The organism is Streptomyces sp. NPDC004435 (assembly GCF_042873895.1).
Lineage (GTDB): Bacteria > Actinomycetota > Actinomycetes > Streptomycetales > Streptomycetaceae > Streptomyces.
In genome coordinates, this window is record NZ_JBIAMB010000001.1 from 372,727 (window position 1) to 392,042 (window position 19,316).

At 72.5% G+C, this 19,316-nt stretch carries 15 protein-coding genes; 11 read left to right on the forward strand and 4 right to left on the reverse strand.

Annotated elements, in window-relative coordinates; translation table 11 throughout:
* Nucleotides 1–96: 96 nt before the first annotated feature.
* Complete coding sequence (locus ACFYT9_RS01620; RefSeq protein ID WP_389160234.1) at nt 97–2,718, forward strand: valine--tRNA ligase; 2,622 nt, start codon at nt 97–99, stop codon at nt 2,716–2,718.
* A 68-nt stretch (nt 2,719–2,786) separates the two neighbouring features.
* Here ACFYT9_RS01620 and ACFYT9_RS01625 read toward each other — a convergent pair whose 3' ends face one another.
* From ACFYT9_RS01625 to ACFYT9_RS01640, 4 genes are all read right to left on the reverse strand, one after another.
* Entirely contained in the window at nt 2,787–4,133 is a 1,347-nt protein-coding gene (locus tag ACFYT9_RS01625; RefSeq protein WP_389160236.1) for a glycosyltransferase family 2 protein, read from the reverse strand.
* A gap of 50 nt (nt 4,134–4,183) precedes the next feature.
* A complete protein-coding gene (gene wecB, locus ACFYT9_RS01630) occupies nt 4,184–5,326 on the reverse strand; it encodes a non-hydrolyzing UDP-N-acetylglucosamine 2-epimerase (protein ID WP_387271378.1) in 1,143 nt (380 codons plus the stop codon).
* Between the two features lie 131 nt (nt 5,327–5,457).
* On the reverse strand, nt 5,458–6,141 hold the full coding sequence (locus ACFYT9_RS01635) for a response regulator transcription factor (protein ID WP_389160238.1): 684 nt from the start codon (nt 6,139–6,141) through the stop codon (nt 5,458–5,460).
* A complete protein-coding gene (locus ACFYT9_RS01640) occupies nt 6,138–7,448 on the reverse strand; it encodes an ATP-binding protein (protein ID WP_389160240.1) in 1,311 nt (436 codons plus the stop codon). Before ACFYT9_RS01640 ends, ACFYT9_RS01635 begins: the two co-directional genes overlap by 4 nt.
* 101 nt (nt 7,449–7,549) lie before the next feature.
* Between ACFYT9_RS01640 and ACFYT9_RS01645 the strand changes: the two genes are divergently transcribed.
* The 10 genes from ACFYT9_RS01645 to ACFYT9_RS01690 all read left to right on the forward strand — a co-directional run bounded on the left by ACFYT9_RS01645 (nt 7,550) and on the right by ACFYT9_RS01690 (nt 19,314).
* Nucleotides 7,550–8,689: a sensor histidine kinase gene (locus tag ACFYT9_RS01645; protein WP_389160242.1), complete on the forward strand. Its 1,140-nt coding sequence runs from the start codon at nt 7,550–7,552 to the stop codon at nt 8,687–8,689.
* Nucleotides 8,690–8,837: 148 nt separating this feature from the next.
* Nucleotides 8,838–10,358 carry a bifunctional folylpolyglutamate synthase/dihydrofolate synthase gene (locus ACFYT9_RS01650; RefSeq protein ID WP_387271386.1) on the forward strand — a complete coding sequence of 507 codons (1,521 nt, stop codon included), beginning with the start codon at nt 8,838–8,840 and terminating at the stop codon, nt 10,356–10,358.
* A gap of 6 nt (nt 10,359–10,364) precedes the next feature.
* Nucleotides 10,365–10,733 carry a DUF4233 domain-containing protein gene (locus ACFYT9_RS01655; RefSeq protein WP_376600315.1) on the forward strand — a complete coding sequence of 123 codons (369 nt, stop codon included), beginning with the start codon at nt 10,365–10,367 and terminating at the stop codon, nt 10,731–10,733.
* A 64-nt stretch (nt 10,734–10,797) separates the two neighbouring features.
* The gene (gene ndk, locus ACFYT9_RS01660; RefSeq protein WP_351107245.1) at nt 10,798–11,211 is read left to right on the forward strand and encodes a nucleoside-diphosphate kinase; all 414 of its coding nucleotides are present in this window, start codon (nt 10,798–10,800) and stop codon (nt 11,209–11,211) included.
* A 267-nt stretch (nt 11,212–11,478) separates the two neighbouring features.
* Nucleotides 11,479–12,498 (forward strand): rod shape-determining protein, encoded by a 1,020-nt coding sequence (locus ACFYT9_RS01665; RefSeq protein WP_019886273.1) that lies wholly within the window; start codon nt 11,479–11,481, stop codon nt 12,496–12,498.
* A gap of 76 nt (nt 12,499–12,574) precedes the next feature.
* Complete coding sequence (mreC, locus tag ACFYT9_RS01670) at nt 12,575–13,636, forward strand: rod shape-determining protein MreC (protein ID WP_376600313.1); 1,062 nt, start codon at nt 12,575–12,577, stop codon at nt 13,634–13,636.
* Nucleotides 13,633–14,301, forward strand: coding sequence for a rod shape-determining protein MreD (gene mreD / locus ACFYT9_RS01675; RefSeq protein ID WP_376600311.1), 669 nt, complete (start codon nt 13,633–13,635; stop codon nt 14,299–14,301). The genes mreC and mreD overlap by 4 nt, the downstream gene beginning before the upstream one ends.
* A 19-nt stretch (nt 14,302–14,320) precedes the next feature.
* Entirely contained in the window at nt 14,321–16,513 is a 2,193-nt protein-coding gene (gene mrdA, locus ACFYT9_RS01680; RefSeq protein WP_389160247.1) for a penicillin-binding protein 2, read from the forward strand.
* A 4-nt stretch (nt 16,514–16,517) separates the two neighbouring features.
* Complete coding sequence (gene rodA / locus ACFYT9_RS01685) at nt 16,518–17,717, forward strand: rod shape-determining protein RodA (protein WP_376600308.1); 1,200 nt, start codon at nt 16,518–16,520, stop codon at nt 17,715–17,717.
* Nucleotides 17,718–17,790: 73 nt separating this feature from the next.
* Nucleotides 17,791–19,314 (forward strand): CHAD domain-containing protein, encoded by a 1,524-nt coding sequence (locus ACFYT9_RS01690; protein WP_389160249.1) that lies wholly within the window; start codon nt 17,791–17,793, stop codon nt 19,312–19,314.
* The last annotated feature ends 2 nt before the right edge of the window (nt 19,315–19,316 follow it).

A 19,316-nucleotide genomic window follows, 5' to 3' on the forward strand; every position in this document is an offset into this window, starting at 1 on the left:
CTGTCGGAAGCCGAGGGCCGGTGGAGCGGTGGGGGTCACACCGTTACGGAACAATCGCGTTTCGGGACAAGGCCGAGACCCCCCTAAACTGGGCCCGTGACCGAGAACACTCAGCAGCAGACAGCGCCCACGACCGAACTGCCGACCCAGTACGCGCCGGCCGAGGTAGAGGGGCCGCTGTACGAGCGCTGGGTAGAGCGCGGGTACTTCGAGGCGGACCCGAAGAGCGAGAAGCCGGCGTACACCATCGTCATCCCGCCGCCGAACGTCACCGGCCAGCTCCACCTGGGCCACGCCTTCGAGCACACGCTGATCGACGCCCTCACCCGCCGCAAGCGCATGCAGGGCTTCGAGGCGCTGTGGCAGCCCGGCATGGACCACGCCGGCATCGCCACCCAGAACGTCGTCGAGCGCGAGCTCGCCAAGGAGGGCAAGTCCCGCCACGACCTGGGCCGCGAGGCCTTCGTCGAGCGCGTCTGGGAGTGGAAGGCCGAGTCCGGCGGCCAGATCGCCGGCCAGATGCGCCGCCTCGGCGAGGGCCTGGCCTGGAGCCGGGACCGCTTCACCATGGACGAGGGCCTGTCCCGCGCCGTCCAGACCATCTTCAAGAAGATGTTCGACGACGACCTGATCTACCGCGCCGAGCGCATCATCAACTGGTGTCCGCGCTGCCTGACCGCCATCTCGGACATCGAGGTGGACTACCAGGAGGACGACGGCGAGCTCGTCTCCATGAAGTACGGCGACGGGGACGAGACCATCGTCGTCGCCACGACCCGCGCCGAGACGATGCTCGGCGACACCGCCGTCGCCGTCCACCCCGACGACGAGCGCTACGCGCACCTGATCGGCAAGCGGATCAAGCTGCCGCTGACCGACCGCACGATCCCGGTCGTCGCGGACACGCACGTCGACCCGGAGTTCGGCACCGGTGCCGTCAAGGTGACCCCGGCGCACGACCCGAACGACTTCGCGATCGGCCAGCGCCACGACCTCGAGTCCATCGAGGTCCTCGACGAGCGCGGAGTGATCACCACCCACGGCCCCTTCCAGGGCCTGGACCGCTTCGAGGCCCGCTCGGCGATCGTCGCCGCTCTGCGCGCCGAGGGCCGGATCGTCGCCGAGAAGCGCCCGTACGTCCACTCCGTGGGCCACTGCTCGCGCTGCAAGACGACGCTGGAGCCGCGTCTGTCGATGCAGTGGTGGGTCAAGGTCGAGACTCTCGCCAAGGCCGCCGGTGACGCGGTCCGCGACGGCCGGGTCGGCATCCACCCGGCCGACATGTCGCAGCGCTACTTCGACTGGGTCGACAACCTCAACGACTGGTGCATCTCGCGCCAGCTGTGGTGGGGCCACCGCATCCCCGTCTGGCACGGGCCGAACGGCGAGCTGGTCTGTGTCGGCCCCGACGAGCAGCCCCCCACGGGCGAGGGCTGGACGCAGGACACCGACGTCCTCGACACCTGGTTCTCGTCCGGTCTGTGGCCGTTCTCGACGATGGGCTGGCCGGAGCGGACGCCGGACCTGGAGAAGTTCTACCCGAACTCCGTCCTGGTCACCGGCTACGACCTCATGTTCTTCTGGGTCGCCCGGATGATGATGTTCGGCCTGTACGCGATGGACGGCCAGCCGCCGTTCCGCACGATCGCGTTCCACGGCATGGTCCGCGACGAGTTCGGCAAGAAGATGTCGAAGTCGTTCGGCAACACCGTGAACCCGCTCGACTGGATGGACAAGTACGGCTCTGACGCCCTGCGCTTCACCCTGGCCAAGGGCGCCAACCCGGGCGTCGACGTCCCGATCGGCGAGGACTGGGTCCAGGCGTCCCGGAACTTCGCCAACAAGATCTGGAACGCGACCCGCTTCGCGATGATGAACGGCGCCACCATCGAGGGCCCGCTGCCGGACGCCTCCGAGATGTCGGCGACCGACCGGTGGATCCTGTCCCGTCTCAACGAGACGGTCGCGCAGGTCGACGCGTACTACGACGACTTCCAGTTCGCGAAGCTGAGCGAGTCGCTCTACCACTTCGCGTGGGACGAGGTCTTCGCCTGGTACGTCGAGCTGTCGAAGACGACGTTCTTCGCGGGCGGCGAGGGCGCCAAGGTCTCCGGCCGGGTCCTCGGCGAGGTCCTGGACGTCATGCTGCGGCTGCTGCACCCGATCGTCCCGTTCGTCACGGACACCCTGTGGACCACGCTCACCGGTGGCGAGTCGCTGGTGATCGCGGACTGGCCGAAGGACTCGGGCTTCCGCGACGAGGCCGCCGAGCGGGAGATCGAGCTGGTCCAGCGGGTCGTCACCGAGGTCCGCCGCTTCCGCAAGGAGCAGGGCCTCCAGGACGCCCAGAAGGTGCCCGCCCGGCTCACCCTGACGGGCACCCCGCTCGTCGCGCACGAGGCCGCCATCCGCCAGATCCTGCGGCTCCAGCCGGAGGGCGAGACGTTCGCGGCGACCGCGTCGCTGCCGGTCGCCGGGGCCGAGGTCGCGCTCGACCTGTCGGGCACGATCGACGTGGCCGCCGAGCGGAAGCGGCTCGCCAAGGACCTGGCCGCCGCCGAGAAGGAGAAGGCGCAGGCCGAGGCCAAGCTCGGGAACGAGGCGTTCCTGGCGAAGGCGCCCGACAACGTCGTGGACAAGATCAAGGGCCGGCTGGCCAAGGCGGACGAGGACATCGCCCGCATCCAGTCCCAGCTGGAGAAGCTGCCGCAGGCGTAGCGCGTACGAGGGAAGGGCCCGGAACCGTCACGGTTCCGGGCCCTTCCGCGTCTCCCCGCCCCGCTCCGTCAGGACTCCGTGGCCACCGGCCCGACGCCCGCGCTCTCCGCGTTGCGGCGGGTCTTGGCCCAGCCGGTGCGGCCGCGCAAGAGGCGGACGAAGCCGCGGGCCGAGACGACGAAGAGGTGGTACGCGTAGAGCCAGAGCGCGAGGCCCCACAGGACGCCCTTCAGCCGGGAGCGGTCGGAGGCGAACTCGCGGCGGTAGACCGGGCCCCAGAGGACGAAGGGGACGATCGAGACCAGGGCGAGGCCCAGGGCGAGCGGCCAGGCGGCGAGGACGACGGCGGCGGCGCTGCCCCCGGCGAGGAGCGCGACGAACATGACGGCGGTCAGCAGCAGCGTCGCGAGGTGCGCGACCGGCTGGAAGAAGGTGTAGAGCGACTCCAGCACGCCGCGGGCCCTGTAGTGGCGGGAGGAGACGATCCGGCCGGCGTAGCGGACGCAGGCGATGTTGCCCTGCGCCCAGCGGGTGCGCTGGGTGAGGAAGCGGCGGGTGTACGGCAGCGCCTCCTGGCTGACCCAGGTGTCGTGGACGTGGGTGACGCGGTAGCCGGCGAGCCGCATGTGCAGGCCGAGTTCGTAGTCCTCCAGGAGCGCGTCCCGCTGCCACGGGCGGCGTTCGGCGGCGGCGATCCGGTCCAGCGCGGTGAGACGGGTGAACTGCCCGTTGCCGCCCAGGCCGACGGAGCCGGTGCGGCGGCGCAGCAGCTGCATCGCGGTGTTGGAGACGGCGAACTCCGCGTCCTGCATGCGGATCAGGAGCCGGGCGTACGCGTTGGCGGCCCGGCCCCGGTCGGGCAGCGGGCGCTCGTCGTCGACGTTCCGCATCCGGACGCCGATCTGCACGCCGCCCATGTCCGGGTCGCCGAACGCCTCGGGGCCGCTGACCAGGTCCAGGGCGTCGGGGGAGAGCTGTCCGTCGGCGTCGACGACGCAGACGACCACCCGGGCGCGGTCGGTGCCGGCCGGCAGGTGCTCGCCGAGCGCGTCGTAGGCGGCGTTGAGGGCCGCGCCCTTGCCGATCCGGGCGTCCGGGCGGTGGCGCCGGACGAGGTGGACGCGCGGGTCGCGGGCGCCGAGCGAGGTGACGATCGGGGCGGTCAGGTCGTCGCTGGCGTCGTCGATGACCCAGACGTGCCCGAGCGGGAAGCCGGCCCTCAGCCGGGCGACGGTGGTGGCGATCACGGCCTCCTCGTCACGGCAGGGCACGAAGAAGTGCCAGTCGTACGCGGCCGGTTCACCGGGCCGGGTGGGCCGGCGCCGGGCGTACGCGTGCCGGGCACCGGCCCAGTACACGAGGAAGCCGGCGAGGAGGGCGAACGGGAAGACGTACAGGACGAGTGGGAGGGTCATGGGGAACGGACTCCGCTGGGGTGGAGGGCAGGAGGGTGCGGACCGGCAGCTCAGGCGGCCATCGCGGGGACCCGGTCGGGGACGGCGCGGGCGACGGCCAGGCGGGCGGTGAGGGTGGCGATCCGGCGGGAGGCGGTGCCGTCGCCGTACGGACTGGGCAGCGCGGCCAGCCGGGCGAGGCCGGGCGCGCCCTCGGCGAGGCGGCGGCGGACGGCGGCGCCGATCCGCGGGCCGGGGGTGACGAGCTCGGCGAAGTCGGCCATGGCCTCGGGGCGTTCGGTGGAGCGGCGGACCACCACCAGCGGGCGGCCGAGGACCGTCGTCTCCTCCTGGACGCCGCCGGAGTCGGAGACGAGGACGGCCGCGTGCCGGGCGAGCGCGAGGAAGGTGCCGTAGCCAGCGGGCGGCAGCACGGTGACGCCGTCGAGGAGCCCGGTCAGTCCGGCGGCGTCGATCCGGGCCCGGGTGCGCGGGTGCAGGGGGAGGACGACGGGGAGCTCGGAGGTGAGGCCGGCGAGCTCGGTGAGGACGGCGCGCAGCGCGGCCGGGTCGTCGGTGTTCTCGGGCCGGTGCACGGTGGCCAGCAGGTAGGTGTCGGGCGCGAGGCCGTGCGCGGCGAGCAGCGCGGCCCGGACACCGGCGGGCGGCAGGTGGTCGCGTACGGCCTCGACGACCGGGTTGCCGGTGACGGCGATCCGCTCCTCCGGCAGGCCCTCGGCGAGCAGCAGCGCGCGGTTGTCGGGGGTGGCGGCGCAGAGCAGGTCGGCGAGGCGGTCGATGAGGACGCGGTTGTGCTCCTCGGGCATCGCCCGGTCGTGGCTGCGCAGCCCGGCCTCGACGTGGACCAGGGGCAGGTCGCGGGCGTTGGCGGCGAGCGCGCCGGCGAGGGCGGCGTTGGTGTCGCCCTGGACGATCACCGCGAGCGGCGGTTCGGCGGCGAAGAGCTCGTCGAGGGCGGCGAGCGCGGCGGCGACCTGGACGGCGCGGGGGCGGCCGCCGACGCCGGTGAGGTACTCCGGTTCGGGCAGGCCCAGCTCGGCCAGGAAGCCGCCCGACAGCTCCTCGTCGTAGTGCTGGCCGGTGTGGACGACCCGGGCGGCGGGACCGAGCACCCGGACGAGCTCGGCGAGTTTGACCAGCTCGGGGCGGGTACCGAGGACGACGGCGACACTGCGGGCAGGAAGGGTGTGCATGGAGCCGACGGTGGCGCCGGCCGGTGGCGCGCTCCGGTGGCACATGGTTGCCGGACGGTTGTCTTGGGCGATTCGCCCGTTCTTGTGACGGTGGGCCCGGGACCTTGGTCCCTCGCATCAGCTGCCCTCCGTCAGCCCGGCTCGTACCGGTAGCCGAGGCCCCGGACGGACTCGATCGGGTCGCGGGAGTGCGGCCCGCCCGCGTACCGCAGCTTCCGGCGCAGCCGCAGCACGCCGAACTTGACCCGGTCGCGGCCGATGGCCGAGGCGTCGTCCCACACCTGGTCCAGGAGCTGCTCGGTGGTGACCACCCGGCCCCGGTTGCGGACCAGGAGCTGGAGGAGGCGGTACTCGATGTCGCTGAGCCGGATCTCGGAGCCGAGCCAGAGCGCGGAGCGGCGCTCCGGGACCAGCCGCAGGTCCTCCTCGACCGCCTCGCCGGCCCAGGAGCCCGGCCCGGTACGGCGGAGCAGGGCCTCGATCCGGGCCAGCAGCTCGGCCTGGGCGAACGGCTTCACCAGGTAGTCGTCGGCGCCGGACCGCAGTCCCCGGACCCGGTCGTCGAGCTCGCCGAGCCCGGAGAGGACGAGGACCGGCAGGTCGCTCATGTCCCGGGTGCGGTCCAGCACCTCCCAGCCGTCGAGCTCGGGCAGGCGGAGGTCGAGCACCATCAGCGCGGGCCGCTCGGCGAAGAGCAGCCGCAGCCCTTCGCGCCCGTCGGCGGCGAGGGAGACGTCGTACCCGCTGCGGGTCAGGAGCACCCGCAGGGCGAGCGCGAGGTCGGGGTCGTCCTCGACGACGAGCAGCCGGGTCACGGGCGGGAGCCGCCTTCGGCCGTGGGCCCGTGGTCGGAGTCGGCTCTGGTCGTGGGTCCGTGGTCGAAGCCCCCGCCCGCCACGGGTCCGTGGCCGGAAGTGCCGTCGGTCGCGGGCCCATGGTCGGAGCCGCCGTCCGCCGTGCGTCCGTGGCCGGGGTCCTCCGTACGTCCCGGGGCTTCGTCCGGCCCCGTCAGCGGCAGCCGTACGGTGAAGACCGCGCCCGGTCCGTCGCGCCGGTCCCGGACGGTGAGGGTGCCGCCGTGCAGCCGGACCGCCTCCAGGGCGCTCGCCAGGCCGAGGCCGGTGCCGGGGTGGCCGCCGCGCCGGGCGTTGGGGGCGCGGACGTACGGCGTGAAGACCTCCTCCTGGTACTCCAGCGGGACGCCGATCCCGGTGTCCCTCACCTGGACGGTCCAGTGCCCGTCCTCCGCCCGCGCGCCGATCTCCACCCGCCCGTCGGCCGGGGTGAACCGCAGCGCGTTGGCGACCAGCTCCTCCAGCGCCCCGGTCAGCAGCCAGCCGTCGGCGGTCAGCGGCGGACCCCCGGCGGGCACGTCGACGCTGAGGTAGGGCCCCGCCCCGCCGGTCCGCTGGAGCGCTTCCAGGGCCACCCGCTGGACCAGCTCGGGGACGAGGACCCGGTCGCGGCGGGGCGCGGCGTGCCGGGGGTCTGCGGGGTCCTCGCCCGCGGCCCGGGGGAGGTTCTCGGTGATCGAGGTCATCCGGCGGGCGTTGCGCAGGATCGCCTCCAGATAGGCGGTCCGCTCGGGGCCGAGCGGACCGCTCGCCGGGTCGAGCAGCAGCTCGGTGAAGCTGACGACCGTGGCGAGCGGGGTGCGCAGCTCGTGCAGGGCGCGGCCGGCGAAGGCGGTGCGCTCGTCGGTGAGCTCCGCCAGCCGGCGTACCCGCCGGTCGAGCTCGTCCCGGGCCTCGTACGCGCGGGTCACGTCCTCGATCAGGAGCAGATGGGCGCCGGCGCCGGCGGGGGAGCGGCGGCGGCGCAGGATCCGCCCGTCCGCCAGGTGGTAGTCGGCGGTCCGGGTGACGGGGCCGTGGGCGCGGGCATCGGCGAGGAAGCGGGCGCGTTCCTCCGGACGGGCGAGGAGCCCGGCGACGTGGGCGAGGAGCAGCTCGCCTCCGTCCCGCCCGGTCGGGTCCAGACCGTCCGGCAGCCGAAGCAGGGCGCGGAAGCGCCGGTTCGCCCCCAGGACCCGGGGGCCGTCCCCGACGACGGCCGCTGCCTGGGGCAGGGCGTCGAGGAGGTCCGCGACCGAGGGCTCCGGGGCGGGGTGGGAATCGGGCACGTCTCCGAGTCAAACAGGAATCAGGACGAAGTGCCCGATCTCACAACAGACGGGACTTCAGGTCCACGGCGTCGGGACCAAGGACCCTGGATGATGGAGGCATGGTCCGCCTCCCCACCGTCCCCGCGCTGCGCCGCCGCGCGGACCGGTGGGCCGCCTCGCCGCGCGCCCTGGACGTCGTCGCCGCGCTCAGCGCCTTCGCGCTGATGCTCCTGGACGTGCCCGGGCTCGCCCGCGCCGACAACTCGCTCACCGGCGTCACCGCCACCCTCGTCCTCGCCGCCGGCGCGGCCACCCTGGTCCTGCGCCGGCGGGCCCCCTGGGTGCCGTACCTCGTGGCGCTCGGCCTGATGGGCTGGCTGCACGAGGTGACCCTGATCCAGTTCGCGCTGTACTCGATCGGCCGCTTCCGGGGCCGCCGGGCCGCCGTGGCCGCCACCCTGCTCTACATCGGGGTGGCGTACGGGTACTTCCTGACGCCCGGCTGGCCCGTCCGGCACGGCGCCACGCTGAGCGACTTCCTCAGCCTCGTCATCCCCATCGGGGTGCTCGCGGCCGGCGTCGGCATCGCCGCCCACCGCCACGACCTCGTCCGCGCCCTGGAGGTCCAGGGGTGCGAGGCAGCCGCCCGGCAGGCCGTCCAGGAAGAGCGCATCCAGGTCGGGCGGGACGTGCACGACCTGGTCGGGCGGGAGCTGACGGTGCTGGCGGTACGGGCCGAGGTGCTGGCGGTACGGGCCCGCGGGGAGGCCCACCGGAAGGACTTCGAGGAGCTGGCCGACACCGCCCGGCGCGCCCACCTCATGCTGAACGAGACGATCGTGCGGCGCGCCGACCGGGAGGGCGCCACGCCCGGCCTGGAGGGCCTCGCCGACCTGGCCGCCGAGAGCGAGCGGATGGGCAGCCCGGTGGATCTGGAGGTGGCCGAGGAGGTCAAGGCGCTGTCGCCGCTGCGGCAGACCGCCGTCCACCGGGTGGTCCAGGAGTGCCTGACGAACGCGGCGAAGCACGCGCCGGGGCTGCCGGTGCGGATCGCGATCGGCGTCGAGGGTCCCGACCTGTGGATCGAGGTCCGCAACCCGCTGCCGAAGACCCCGCCGGACCGTGCCCCCGTCTCCACCGGCACCGGTCTCGTCTCGATGGACGAACGGGTCGCCAGCATGGGCGGCGCCCTCACGGCGGGCGCCCGCGACGGCACCTACACGGTCCGCGCCACCCTCCCGTCCGGCCTCCGCCGCTGAGCCTCACGGCCGCCCCACGCTTCCCGCGGGTTCCTGCCCGCCTCCATGCCCGCCGGGTCCGCCGGTCCGCCCCGCCGGACGGCGGGCCGGAGGCCGCGAAAGGGGTGGGTCCACGGTCCTGTCGGCGGGTCTCCGTAGACTTGGGTCCGTGAGTGACCCGAGCGACCCGCGCGACCACGCCGACGAGACCGCCGACGACTTCGACGAGCTCGTCGACGAAGCGACGAGCCGAGACCCCGACCTGGCGGTGATCGAGGCCGGCAGCCGCACCCTGCGCACCCAGGCCGGACCGCCGCAGGGCGACCCCGTGCCGACCCGCCCCGAGGACCCGGAGCTGGACAAGGCGCTGCGCGAGGTCGAGACGGAGCTCTCGACCCGCTGGGGCGAGACCAAGCTGGAGCCCTCGGTCACCCGGATCGCGGCGCTCATGGACGTGCTGGGCGAGCCGCAGCGCGCGTACCCCTCGATCCACATCACGGGCACCAACGGCAAGACGTCGACGGCCCGCATGATCGAGTCCCTGCTCGGCGCCTTCGAGCTGCGCACCGGCCGCTACACCTCGCCGCACGTGCAGACCATCACCGAGCGCATCAGCCTGGACGGCGCCCCGATCTCCGCCGAGCGGTTCATCGAGACGTACCAGGACGTGAAGCCGTACGTGGAGCTGGTCGACGCCCGGGAGGAGTACCGCCTCTCCTTCTTCGAGGTCCTCACCGGAATGGCCTACGCGGCCTTCGCGGACGCCCCGGTCGACGTGGCCGTCGTCGAGGTCGGCATGGGCGGCACCTGGGACGCGACCAACGTGATCGACGGCTCCGTCGCCGTCGTCACCCCGATCGACCTGGACCACACCGACCGGCTCGGCGAGACCACCGGCGAGATCGCCGGCGAGAAGTCCGGGATCATCAAGGAGGGCGCCACCGTCATCCTGGCCCAGCAGCCGGTCGACGCCGCCCAGGTGCTCCTCAAGAAGGCCGTCGACGTCGACGCGACCGTGGCCCGCGAGGGCATGGAGTTCGGCGTCGTCTCCCGCGAGGTGGCCGTCGGCGGCCAGCTGCTGACCCTGCGCGGCCTCGGCGGCGAGTACGAGGAGGTCTTCCTCCCGCTGCACGGCGCCCACCAGGCGCACAACGCGGCCGTGGCGCTCGCCGCCGTCGAGGCGTTCTTCGGCATTGGCGCCGAGCGGGCCCGCACCCTCGACATCGACACGATCCGGCGCGCCTTCGCCGCGACGACGTCGCCCGGCCGCCTCGAAGTGGTCCGCTCCTCCCCGACGGTCATCCTCGACGCGGCGCACAACCCGCACGGCGCCCGCGCCACCGCCGAGGCCGTCTCCGAGGCGTTCGGCTTCTCCCGGCTCATCGGCGTCGTCTCCACCAGCGGCGACAAGGACGCCCGCGGGCTGCTGGAAGCCTTCGAGCCGATCTTCGCCGAGATCGTCGTCACCCAGAACTCCACCTCCCGCGCCACCGACGCCGACGCGCTCGCCGCGGTCGCCGTCGAGGTCTTCGGCGAGGACCGGGTCGTCGTGGAGCCCCGGCTGCCCGACGCCCTGGAGGCGGCGATCACGCTCGCCGAGGAGGAGGCCGAGTACGGCGGTGCCGGCGTGCTGGTGACCGGTTCGATCTTCACGGTCGGCGACGCCCGGCTGCTGCTCAAGAGGGGCTGACCCGGAATGCGTACGCTCTGCTCCTCCACCCTCATCGGCGAGTTCTTCGTGATCGGCTTCGCCGGTCTCGTCGCCATGAAGGACGACTCGCTCACCACCTCCACCGTCTGGTGGGTGTGTGGCGTCGCCATGGTCCTCTCCGTGCTGCTCTGCGGGATGATCACCCGCCCCGGTGGGGTGCAGCTCGGCTGGGCCCTCCAGATCGGCCTGATCCTCAGCGGCTTCTTCGTCCCCGTGATGTTCTTCCTCGGGGCCGTCTTCGCCGTGCTGTGGTGGTGCTCGGTGCACTACGGGCGCAAGGTGGACGAGATCAAGGCCCGCTGGGCCGCCTCGAACACCGCGGCCCAGGGCTCCGCAGGGCCTGACGCTGCGTGACGGAGGGCGGTGCGGGCCCTGTAGATTCATAGGCCCGCACACCCCTCCCGAAGGAGTTCCCCCCGTGAGCCAGCGCACGCTCGTCCTGCTCAAGCCCGACGCGGTCCGCCGCGGCCTGATCGGCGAGATCATCGGCCGCATCGAGCGCAAGGCCGGCTGGACCCTCGCGGCCCTGGAGCTGCGCGAGCTGGACCAGGAGACGCTGGAGCAGCACTACGGCGAGCACAAGGGCAAGCCCTTCTACGAGCCGCTGATGGGCTTCATGTCCTCCGGTCCGGTCGTCGCGCTCGTCGTCGAGGGCGAGCGGGTCATCGAGGGCGTCCGGCAGCTGGCCGGCCCGACCGACCCGATCGCCGCCGCCCCGGGCTCCATCCGCGGCGACTTCGGCACCATCGTCCGCGAGAACCTCATCCACGCCTCGGACTCCGAGGAGTCCGCCGCGCGCGAGCTGAAGATCTTCTTCCCGGGTCTCGCCTGACCCGTCCGCCGCGCACGGGTCGCGCCTGACCCGTTCGGCCGTGCGGCCTCCGGCTGAGCCACCGTCGGCCGAACAGCAGCCAGTTGTGGGGCGACCGAAGGAATTCGGCCGCCCCCAGGCATATGAACGCCAATCCCGGGAACGGATCGCCGCGTCCTACCGTCACCTAGTACAGAGGTGGACCAGCGCGCGCCATCCGCGTGAGCGGCACTACGATGAAAACTCTTCGCCGCACCACCCTCAGCCATGGGAAACAAGGGGAACTTCATGTCGTTCATCGGCCGTGACATGGCTGTCGACCTCGGGACCGCCAACACGCTGGTGTACGTCAGGGGTCGAGGCATCGTCCTCAACGAGCCGTCCGTCGTCGCGATCAACACCAACACCGGCGGAATCCTCGCGGTGGGTGCCGAGGCGAAGAAGATGATCGGCAGGACCCCCGGCAACATCGTCGCCGTGCGCCCTCTGAAGGACGGCGTCATCGCCGACTTCGAGATCACCGAGCGGATGCTCCGCTACTTCATCCTCAAGATCCACAAGCGGCGCTACCTCGCCCGCCCCCGGGTCGTCGTCTGCGTGCCCTCCGGCATCACCGGAGTCGAGCGCCGCGCCGTCATCGAGGCGTCCACCCAGGCGGGCGCCCGCCAGGTGCACATCATCGAGGAGCCCATGGCCGCCGCCATCGGCTCCGGCCTCCCCGTCCACGAGGCCACCGGCAACATGGTCGTCGACATCGGCGGCGGCACCACCGAGGTCGCGGTCATCTCCCTCGGAGGAATCGTCACGGCACAGTCGATCCGGGTGGCCGGCGACGAGCTGGACAACGCGATCATCCAGCACATCAAGAAGGAGTACTCGCTCCTCCTCGGTGAGCGCACCGCCGAACAGATCAAGATCACCATCGGTTCGGCCTACGACCTGGAGCAGGACGAGCACACCGAGATCCGCGGCCGCGACCTCGTCTCCGGCCTCCCCAAGACCGTCGTCATCTCGGCGGCCGAGGTCCGCAAGGCGATCGAGGAGCCGGTCAACGCGATCGTCGACGCCGTGAAGACCACCCTCGACAAGTGTCCGCCGGAGCTCTCCGGTGACGTGATGGACCGCGGCATCGTTCTCACAGGTGGCGGCGCCCTGCTGCGCGGCCTGGACGAGCGGCTCCGCCGGGAGACCGGCATGCCGATCCACATCGCCGAGGACCCGCTGGACTCGGTCGCCCTCGGATCGGGCAAGTGCGTCGAGGAGTTCGAGGCCCTCCAGCAGGTCCTGGACGCCCAGCCGCGCCGCTGACCCGTCGGCCGGGCGCGAGCCCGTACGGTACGGACATCTGCACAACGAACCACGAGGAAGGGCACGGCCGCCGCACGTGAGGGACACACGAGAGAGCCGGCTGCTCCTGGTGCTGCTGGTCGCCGTCGCGTTCGCGCTGATCACGGTCGACATCCGCGGCGGCCAGGAGTCGCCGGTCGACGGCGCCCGGCAGGCCGCCGCCGCCGTCTTCGGCCCGGTCGAGAACGGCGTCGCCGCCGCGGTCGACCCGATCGGCAACGCCATAGGCGCCGTCCGCGACTCCGGAGAGCGCCACAACCGCATCGCCGCCCTGGAGAAGGAGAACGCCGCGCTCAAGGCCGAGCTCGGCAGCGACGACCGCAACCGCAACCGGGTGCGCGAGCTCGACGCCCTCCTCAAGACCGCCGGCGCCGGCCAGTACGGCATCAAGGGCGCGCAGGTCATCGCCATAGGAGCGGCCCAGGGCTTCTCCTGGACCGTCACCATCGACGCCGGCGCCCGCGACGGCATCCAGCGCGACATGACCGTCCTCAACGGCGCCGGACTCGTCGGCCGGGTCACCACGGTCGGGCCGTCCACCTCCACGGTCCTCCTCGCCAACGACCCCGACTTCACCGTCGGCACCCGGATGGAGAAGTCCGACGAACTCGGCTTCGCCACCGGCCAGGGCGACCGCCCGCTCCTCGTCCAGCTCCTCAACGGCAAGGCCAAGGTGAAGGCGGGCGACCGCCTCGTCACCTTCGGCTCGGCCGGCGACCGGCCCTTCGTACCCGGCGTGCCCGTCGGCGAGATCGTCCGCGTCGACCCCCTCGGCGGCGGCCTCACCCGCAACGTCTACGTCCGCCCGTACGTCGGCTTCAGCAAGCTCGACATCGTCGGCGTCGTCGTCCAGGCCCCCCGCTCCGACCCGCGCGACACGGTGCTCCCGCAGAAACCGAAGCCCGCGCCGACCGTCACCGTCACGGTCACCGCGAAGCCGCCCGCCGACGGCGAGCAGGCGAACGCGCAGCCCCAGGGCCAGGCCGAACAGCCGATCCAGGACCCGGCCCGGGAACAGGACCAGGCCCCGCAGGACCAGGCCGGAAAGCCCGACGGCCAGGCGGCGAACCCGAACGACCAGGAGGACGCGACACCGTGAAGTTCAACCGCATCCTCCTCTCCGCGACCCTGATCGTGGTCGCCCTCGTCGTCCAGGTCTCCGTCCTCGCCCGGCTCCAGCTCCCCGGCGCCGTACCCGACCTCGTCCTCCTCACCGTCGTCGCCCTCGCGCTCGTCCACGGCCCCGTCACCGGCTCGCTCGTCGGCTTCTCCGCCGGCCTCCTCGCCGACCTCGCCCCGCCCGCCGACCACGCCGCCGGCCGCTACGCCCTCGTCCTCTGCGTCGTCGGCTACCTCGTCGGCCTCGCCCGGCCCGAGAACGGCCGCTTCACCTCAGCGATCGGCCCGATGGCCGCGGTCGTCGGCGCCGCCGTCGGCTCGACCCTGCTCTACGCGGGCGTCGGCGCCCTCGTCGGCGACACCGCCGCCCGCCACGTCGGGCTCGCCTCCCTGCTCTTCACCGCCGTCGTCTACGACCTGCTGCTGGCCCCCTTCACGGTGCCGCTCATCATGGCGCTGGCCCGCCGCGCCGAGAACGACCCGGTCGCGGACGCCACCGGAGCCGGCGCGGGAGACGTCGCCTCCGGCTGGCTCTCCTCCGGCACCGGCCTGAGGATCGGCACCCAGCGCGGCGGCCTCCGCGTCAAGACCGCACGCACCCGCGCCGGACGCGCCGGACGCATCAAGGGAGTCAAGCGACTGTGACCGAGGGGGCACCGGCAGCATGAGCAACATCCCCGAGACCGGACGGACCCCACGGGTCCAGACCCGGCTCATCGTCATCCAGGTCCTCGTCTTCTCGCTGCTGCTCACCCTGGGCGGCCGGCTCTGGTACCTCCAGATCCGCAACGGCAAGGAGTACGCCGACGAGGCCAAGAGCAACAACATCCAGCAGGTCGTCACGCCGGCCGTCCGCGGCTCCATCCTCGACGCCCGCGGCGTCCCGCTCGCCGACAACGAGACCCGGCTCGTGGTCTCCGCCTCGCGCACCGAGCTGATGAAGATGAAGGACGACGGCAAGGAAGTCCTCACCCGGCTCGCCGGCGTCCTGAACATGAAGCCCGAGGACGTCGTCAACAAGATCCGGCTCTGCGACTCCAAGACGCCCAAGCCCTGCTGGAACGGTTCCCCCTACCAGCCGATCCCGGTCACCGACGAGGCCACCGTCCAGCAGGCGCTCACCATCCGCGAGAGCACCGAGGACTTCCCCGGCATCACCGCCGAGCTCACCGCCGTCCGCCGCTACCCGGCCCCCGGCAAGGCCCGCACCGCCCAGGTCCTCGGCTACCTCTCGCCGGTCACCGACGACGAGATCACCAAGGCCAAGGACACCGACTCGCCCTTCCTCCGCTCCGACCAGGTCGGCCGCTCCGGCATCGAGCGCACCTACGACAAGGAGCTGCGCGGCAAGGCCGGCGTCACCCGCTACGAGGTCGACAACCTCGGGCGCGTCATGGGCCAGACCAAGTCCGACCCGGGCGTGGCCGGCTCCACCCTGGTCACCAGCATCGACGCCCGCGTCCAGTCCGTCGCCGAGTACGAGCTCGCGCAGGCCATGAAGACGGTCCGCGGCGAGACCGACAAGATCACCGGCCGCAAGTACGAGGCCGACTCCGGCGCCGTCGTCGTCATGGAGACCAGGACCGGGCGGGTCGTCGCCATGGCCTCCCAGCCCGACTACGACCCCAACGTCTGGATCGGCGGGATCTCCGCCAAGGACTACGCCGCCCTGACCAGCAAGAACTCCAACTACCCGCTGCTCAACCGCGGCATCCAGGGCCAGGCCCCGGCCGGCTCCATCTTCAAGGTGATCTCGGCGAGCGCCGCCGTCCGCGCGGGCTACGACTTCAACGACAAGTACAACTGCAGCGCCTCCTACAGCCTCGGCAGCCGCAGCTTCGCCAACTTCGAGTCCCAGGGACACGGCCCCATCACCCTCGGCGACGCCCTCAAGTACTCCTGCAACACCGTCTTCTACGCCCTCGGCCACAAGGAGTGGCAGAAGGACGGCGGCATCACGGCGAACAAGGACTCCAAGGACTGGTTCTACGTGACCGCCCGCGACTTCGGCCTCGGCTCGGAGACCGGCGTCGACCTGCCCAACGAGGTCAAGGGCCGGATTCCGGACCGCCAGTGGAAGCAGGCGTTCTGGGAGGCCAACAAGGACGCCTGGTGCAAGCAGGGCAAGAAGGGCGGCAGCTACGTCGAGCAGATCGCGTACGAGAACTGCCTCGAGGGCAACCAGCTGAAGGCGTACGACAGCATCAACTTCGCCATCGGCCAGGGTGACGTCCTCGTCACCCCCATCCAGATGGCCACCATCTACGCGGCCATCAGCAACGGCGGCACCCTCTACGACCCCTCCGTCGGCAAGGCGATCATCAGCCCCGACGGCAAGCAGGTCCGCGAGATCAGGCCCAAGGCCCACGGCAAGCTCCCGGTCGACGCCGAGACCGTCCGCGACCTCGACAAGGGCCTGCGCTCCGTCGTCGAACCCGGCGGCACCGCCGCCTGGCGCTTCGGCGGCTGGCCCCAGGACAAGATCCCCATGCGCGCCAAGACCGGCACCGCCCAGGTCTACGGCAAGCAGACCACCTCCTGGCTCGCGACCTACACCGACGACTTCACCATCGTCATGACCATCTCCCAGGGAGGCACCGGCTCCGGCGCCTCCGGCCCCGCCGTCCGCAACATCTACGACGCCCTCTACGGCCTCGACGACGCCGGCAACCAGGACCTCAAGCGCGCCCTTCTCCCCGGGCCGCAGAAGACGCTGCCGAAGGTCGACGCCGACGGCACCATCGACGCGCCGACGATCAAGGCGTACGACCCCAAGTCCCAGCTGGTCGACCCGAACGAGCAGAACGGCGCCGCGCCGCCGCCGCTCGCGGGCACGCCCCCCAACAGGAGGGACTGACCCGATGCCGACGCGGACGAGCTTCTCCGTCTCCCGCTACGCCCCCGAACGCGGCACCGTCGCCCGGCTGACCGCCCGCGACTCGGTGCTGCGCCGGCTCGACTGGCCGATCCTGCTCTCGGCCCTGGCGCTCTCCCTCATCGGCTCGCTGCTGGTGTGGTCGGCGACCCGGGGCCGTACCGAGCTGAACAACGGCGACCCGTACTACTTCCTCTTCCGGCACCTGCTCAACACCGGCATCGGCGTGGCGCTGATGATCGGCACGGTCTGGCTCGGCCACCGCACCCTGCGCGGCGCCGTCCCGGTCCTCTACGGCCTGTCGATCGTGCTGATCCTCGCCGTCCTCACCCCGCTCGGCGCCACCATCAACGGCGCCCACGCGTGGATCGTGGTCGGCGGCGGCTTCTCGCTCCAGCCCAGCGAGTTCGTCAAGATCACCATCATCCTGGTGATGGCGATGCTGCTGGCCTCGAAGGTGGACGCGGGCGACCAGCTCCACCCGGACCACGGCACCGTCGCCAAGTGCCTGGTGCTCGCCGCCCTCCCCATGGGCATCATCATGCTCATGCCCGACCTCGGCTCGGTCATGGTGATGATCGTGATCGTGCTCGGCGTCCTGCTCGCCTCCGGCGCCTCCAACCGCTGGGTCCTCGGCCTGATCTTCTCCGGCATCGGCGGCGCGGTCCTCGTCACCGCCCTCGGCATGCTCGACGAGTACCAGATCAACCGCTTCGCCGCCTTCGCCAACCCCGACCTCGACCCCTCCGGCGTCGGCTACAACACCAACCAGGCCCGCATCGCCATCGGCTCCGGCGGCCTCTACGGCGCGGGCCTCTTCAACGGCCACCAGACCAGCGGCCAGTTCGTCCCCGAACAGCAGACCGACTTCGTCTTCACCGTCGCCGGCGAGGAGCTGGGCTTCGTCGGCTCCGGCTTCATCCTGCTGCTGCTCGGCATCGTCCTCTGGCGGGCCTGCCGGATCGCCCGCGAGACCACCGAGCTGTACGGCACGATCGTCGCCGCCGGCATCGTCGCCTGGTTCGCCTTCCAGGCCTTCGAGAACATCGGCATGAACCTCGGCATCATGCCCGTCGCCGGCCTGCCGCTCCCCTTCGTCTCCTACGGCGGCTCCTCCATGTTCGCCGTCTGGGTCGCCATCGGACTCCTCCAGTCGATCCGGGTGCAACGCCCGATGACCGCCTGATCCGCCACCGCCCCGGCGGCCCGATCCGGCGCGAGGACGCATGGAGGGCCGCCCCGGCGGTTAGATTCGACCTATGGCGGAGACCACACGCGAGATCGAGCGGAAGTACGAAGCCACCGCGGACACCCGGCTGCCGGACCTCACCCGCGCCGCCGGCGTCGCGGCGGTCACCGGCGAGGGCGTCATGGAGCTCGACGCCGTCTACTACGACACGGCCGACCTGAGACTCGCGGCCGACTCCCTCACCCTTCGGCGCCGCACCGGGGGGAAGGACGCCGGCTGGCACGTGAAGTTCCCGGTCGCCGCCGGTGTCCGCGACGAGATCAGGGCCCCGCTCTCGGAGACCCTCCCGCCCTCCCTGGCGGAGCTCCTGCGCTCCCGGCTCCGCCACGCCGAGGTCGTCCCCGTCGTCCGGCTCCGCTCCTCCCGCGACGTGCGGCACCTGAGGGACGCCGACGGCACGATCCTCGCCGAGCTCTCCGTGGACACCGTCCGCGCCGACCGGCTCCTCGGCGACGGGGGCTCGGCCGCCTGGACCGAGATCGAGGTCGAGCTCGCCGGCGACACCGACCCGGAGGTCCTCGACGCCGTCGAGAAACGGCTCGGGAAAGCCGGCATCCACCCCTCCGACGCCCCCTCCAAACTGGCCCGCGCCCTCGACGAGACCGGCCTCGCCCCCGAGCCCCGCGACCCCGCGGAGACGGCCGGCGACTCCACGGCGGGCGCCGCCGTCCTCGCGTACGTACGGGAACAGGCCGAGGCCGTCGTCCGGCTCGACCCCGCCGTCCGCCGGGAGCTCCCCGACTCCGTCCACCAGATGCGGGTCGCCTGCCGCCGCCTCCGCAGCGCCTTCAAGACCTACCGCAAGGTCCTCGACCGGGACGTCACCGATCCGATCGGCGACGAGCTGAAGTGGCTCGCCGGCGAGCTCGGCCACGCCCGCGACCAGGAGGTCCTGGACGCCCGGCTGGGCGAAGCGCTCGACGCGCTGCCCCGCGAGCTGCGCCACGGCCCCGTCCGCGGCCGGCTCCGCACCTGGGGCAACGCCCGCTCCCGAGCCGCCCGGCACCGCGCCCTCGACGCCCTCGACTCGCCCCGCCACCTCGCGCTCCTCGACGCCCTCGACGCACTGCTCGCCGACCCGCCGCTGCGCCCCGCCGCCCGGAAGAAGGCCGCCAGGGTCCTGCCGAAGGCGATCCGCCGCGACCACCGCCGCCTCGCCGGCCGGATGGGCACCGCGCTCGCCCTCGCCCCCGGCCACGCACGCGACCTCGCCCTCCACGAGGCCCGCAAGGCCGCCAAACGGGCCCGCTACGCCGCCGACGCCGCCGTACCCTCCCTCGGCAAGCCCGCGAAACGGTTCGCCAAACGGGTGAAGGCCGTCCAGAGCCTCCTCGGCGACCACCAGGACACGGTCGTCGCCCGCGCCGCCCTGGACGATCTCGCCCACCAGGCCGAATCCGCCGGCGAACCCTCCTTCACCTGGGGCGTTCTCCACGCCCGCCAGGAGGCCGCCGCCGAGGCCCAGGAGCGGAGGCTGCCGGGGGTGTGGAAGCGGGCCGTCGCCCCCGGACTCCGGGCGGCACTGGGCCGCTGAGC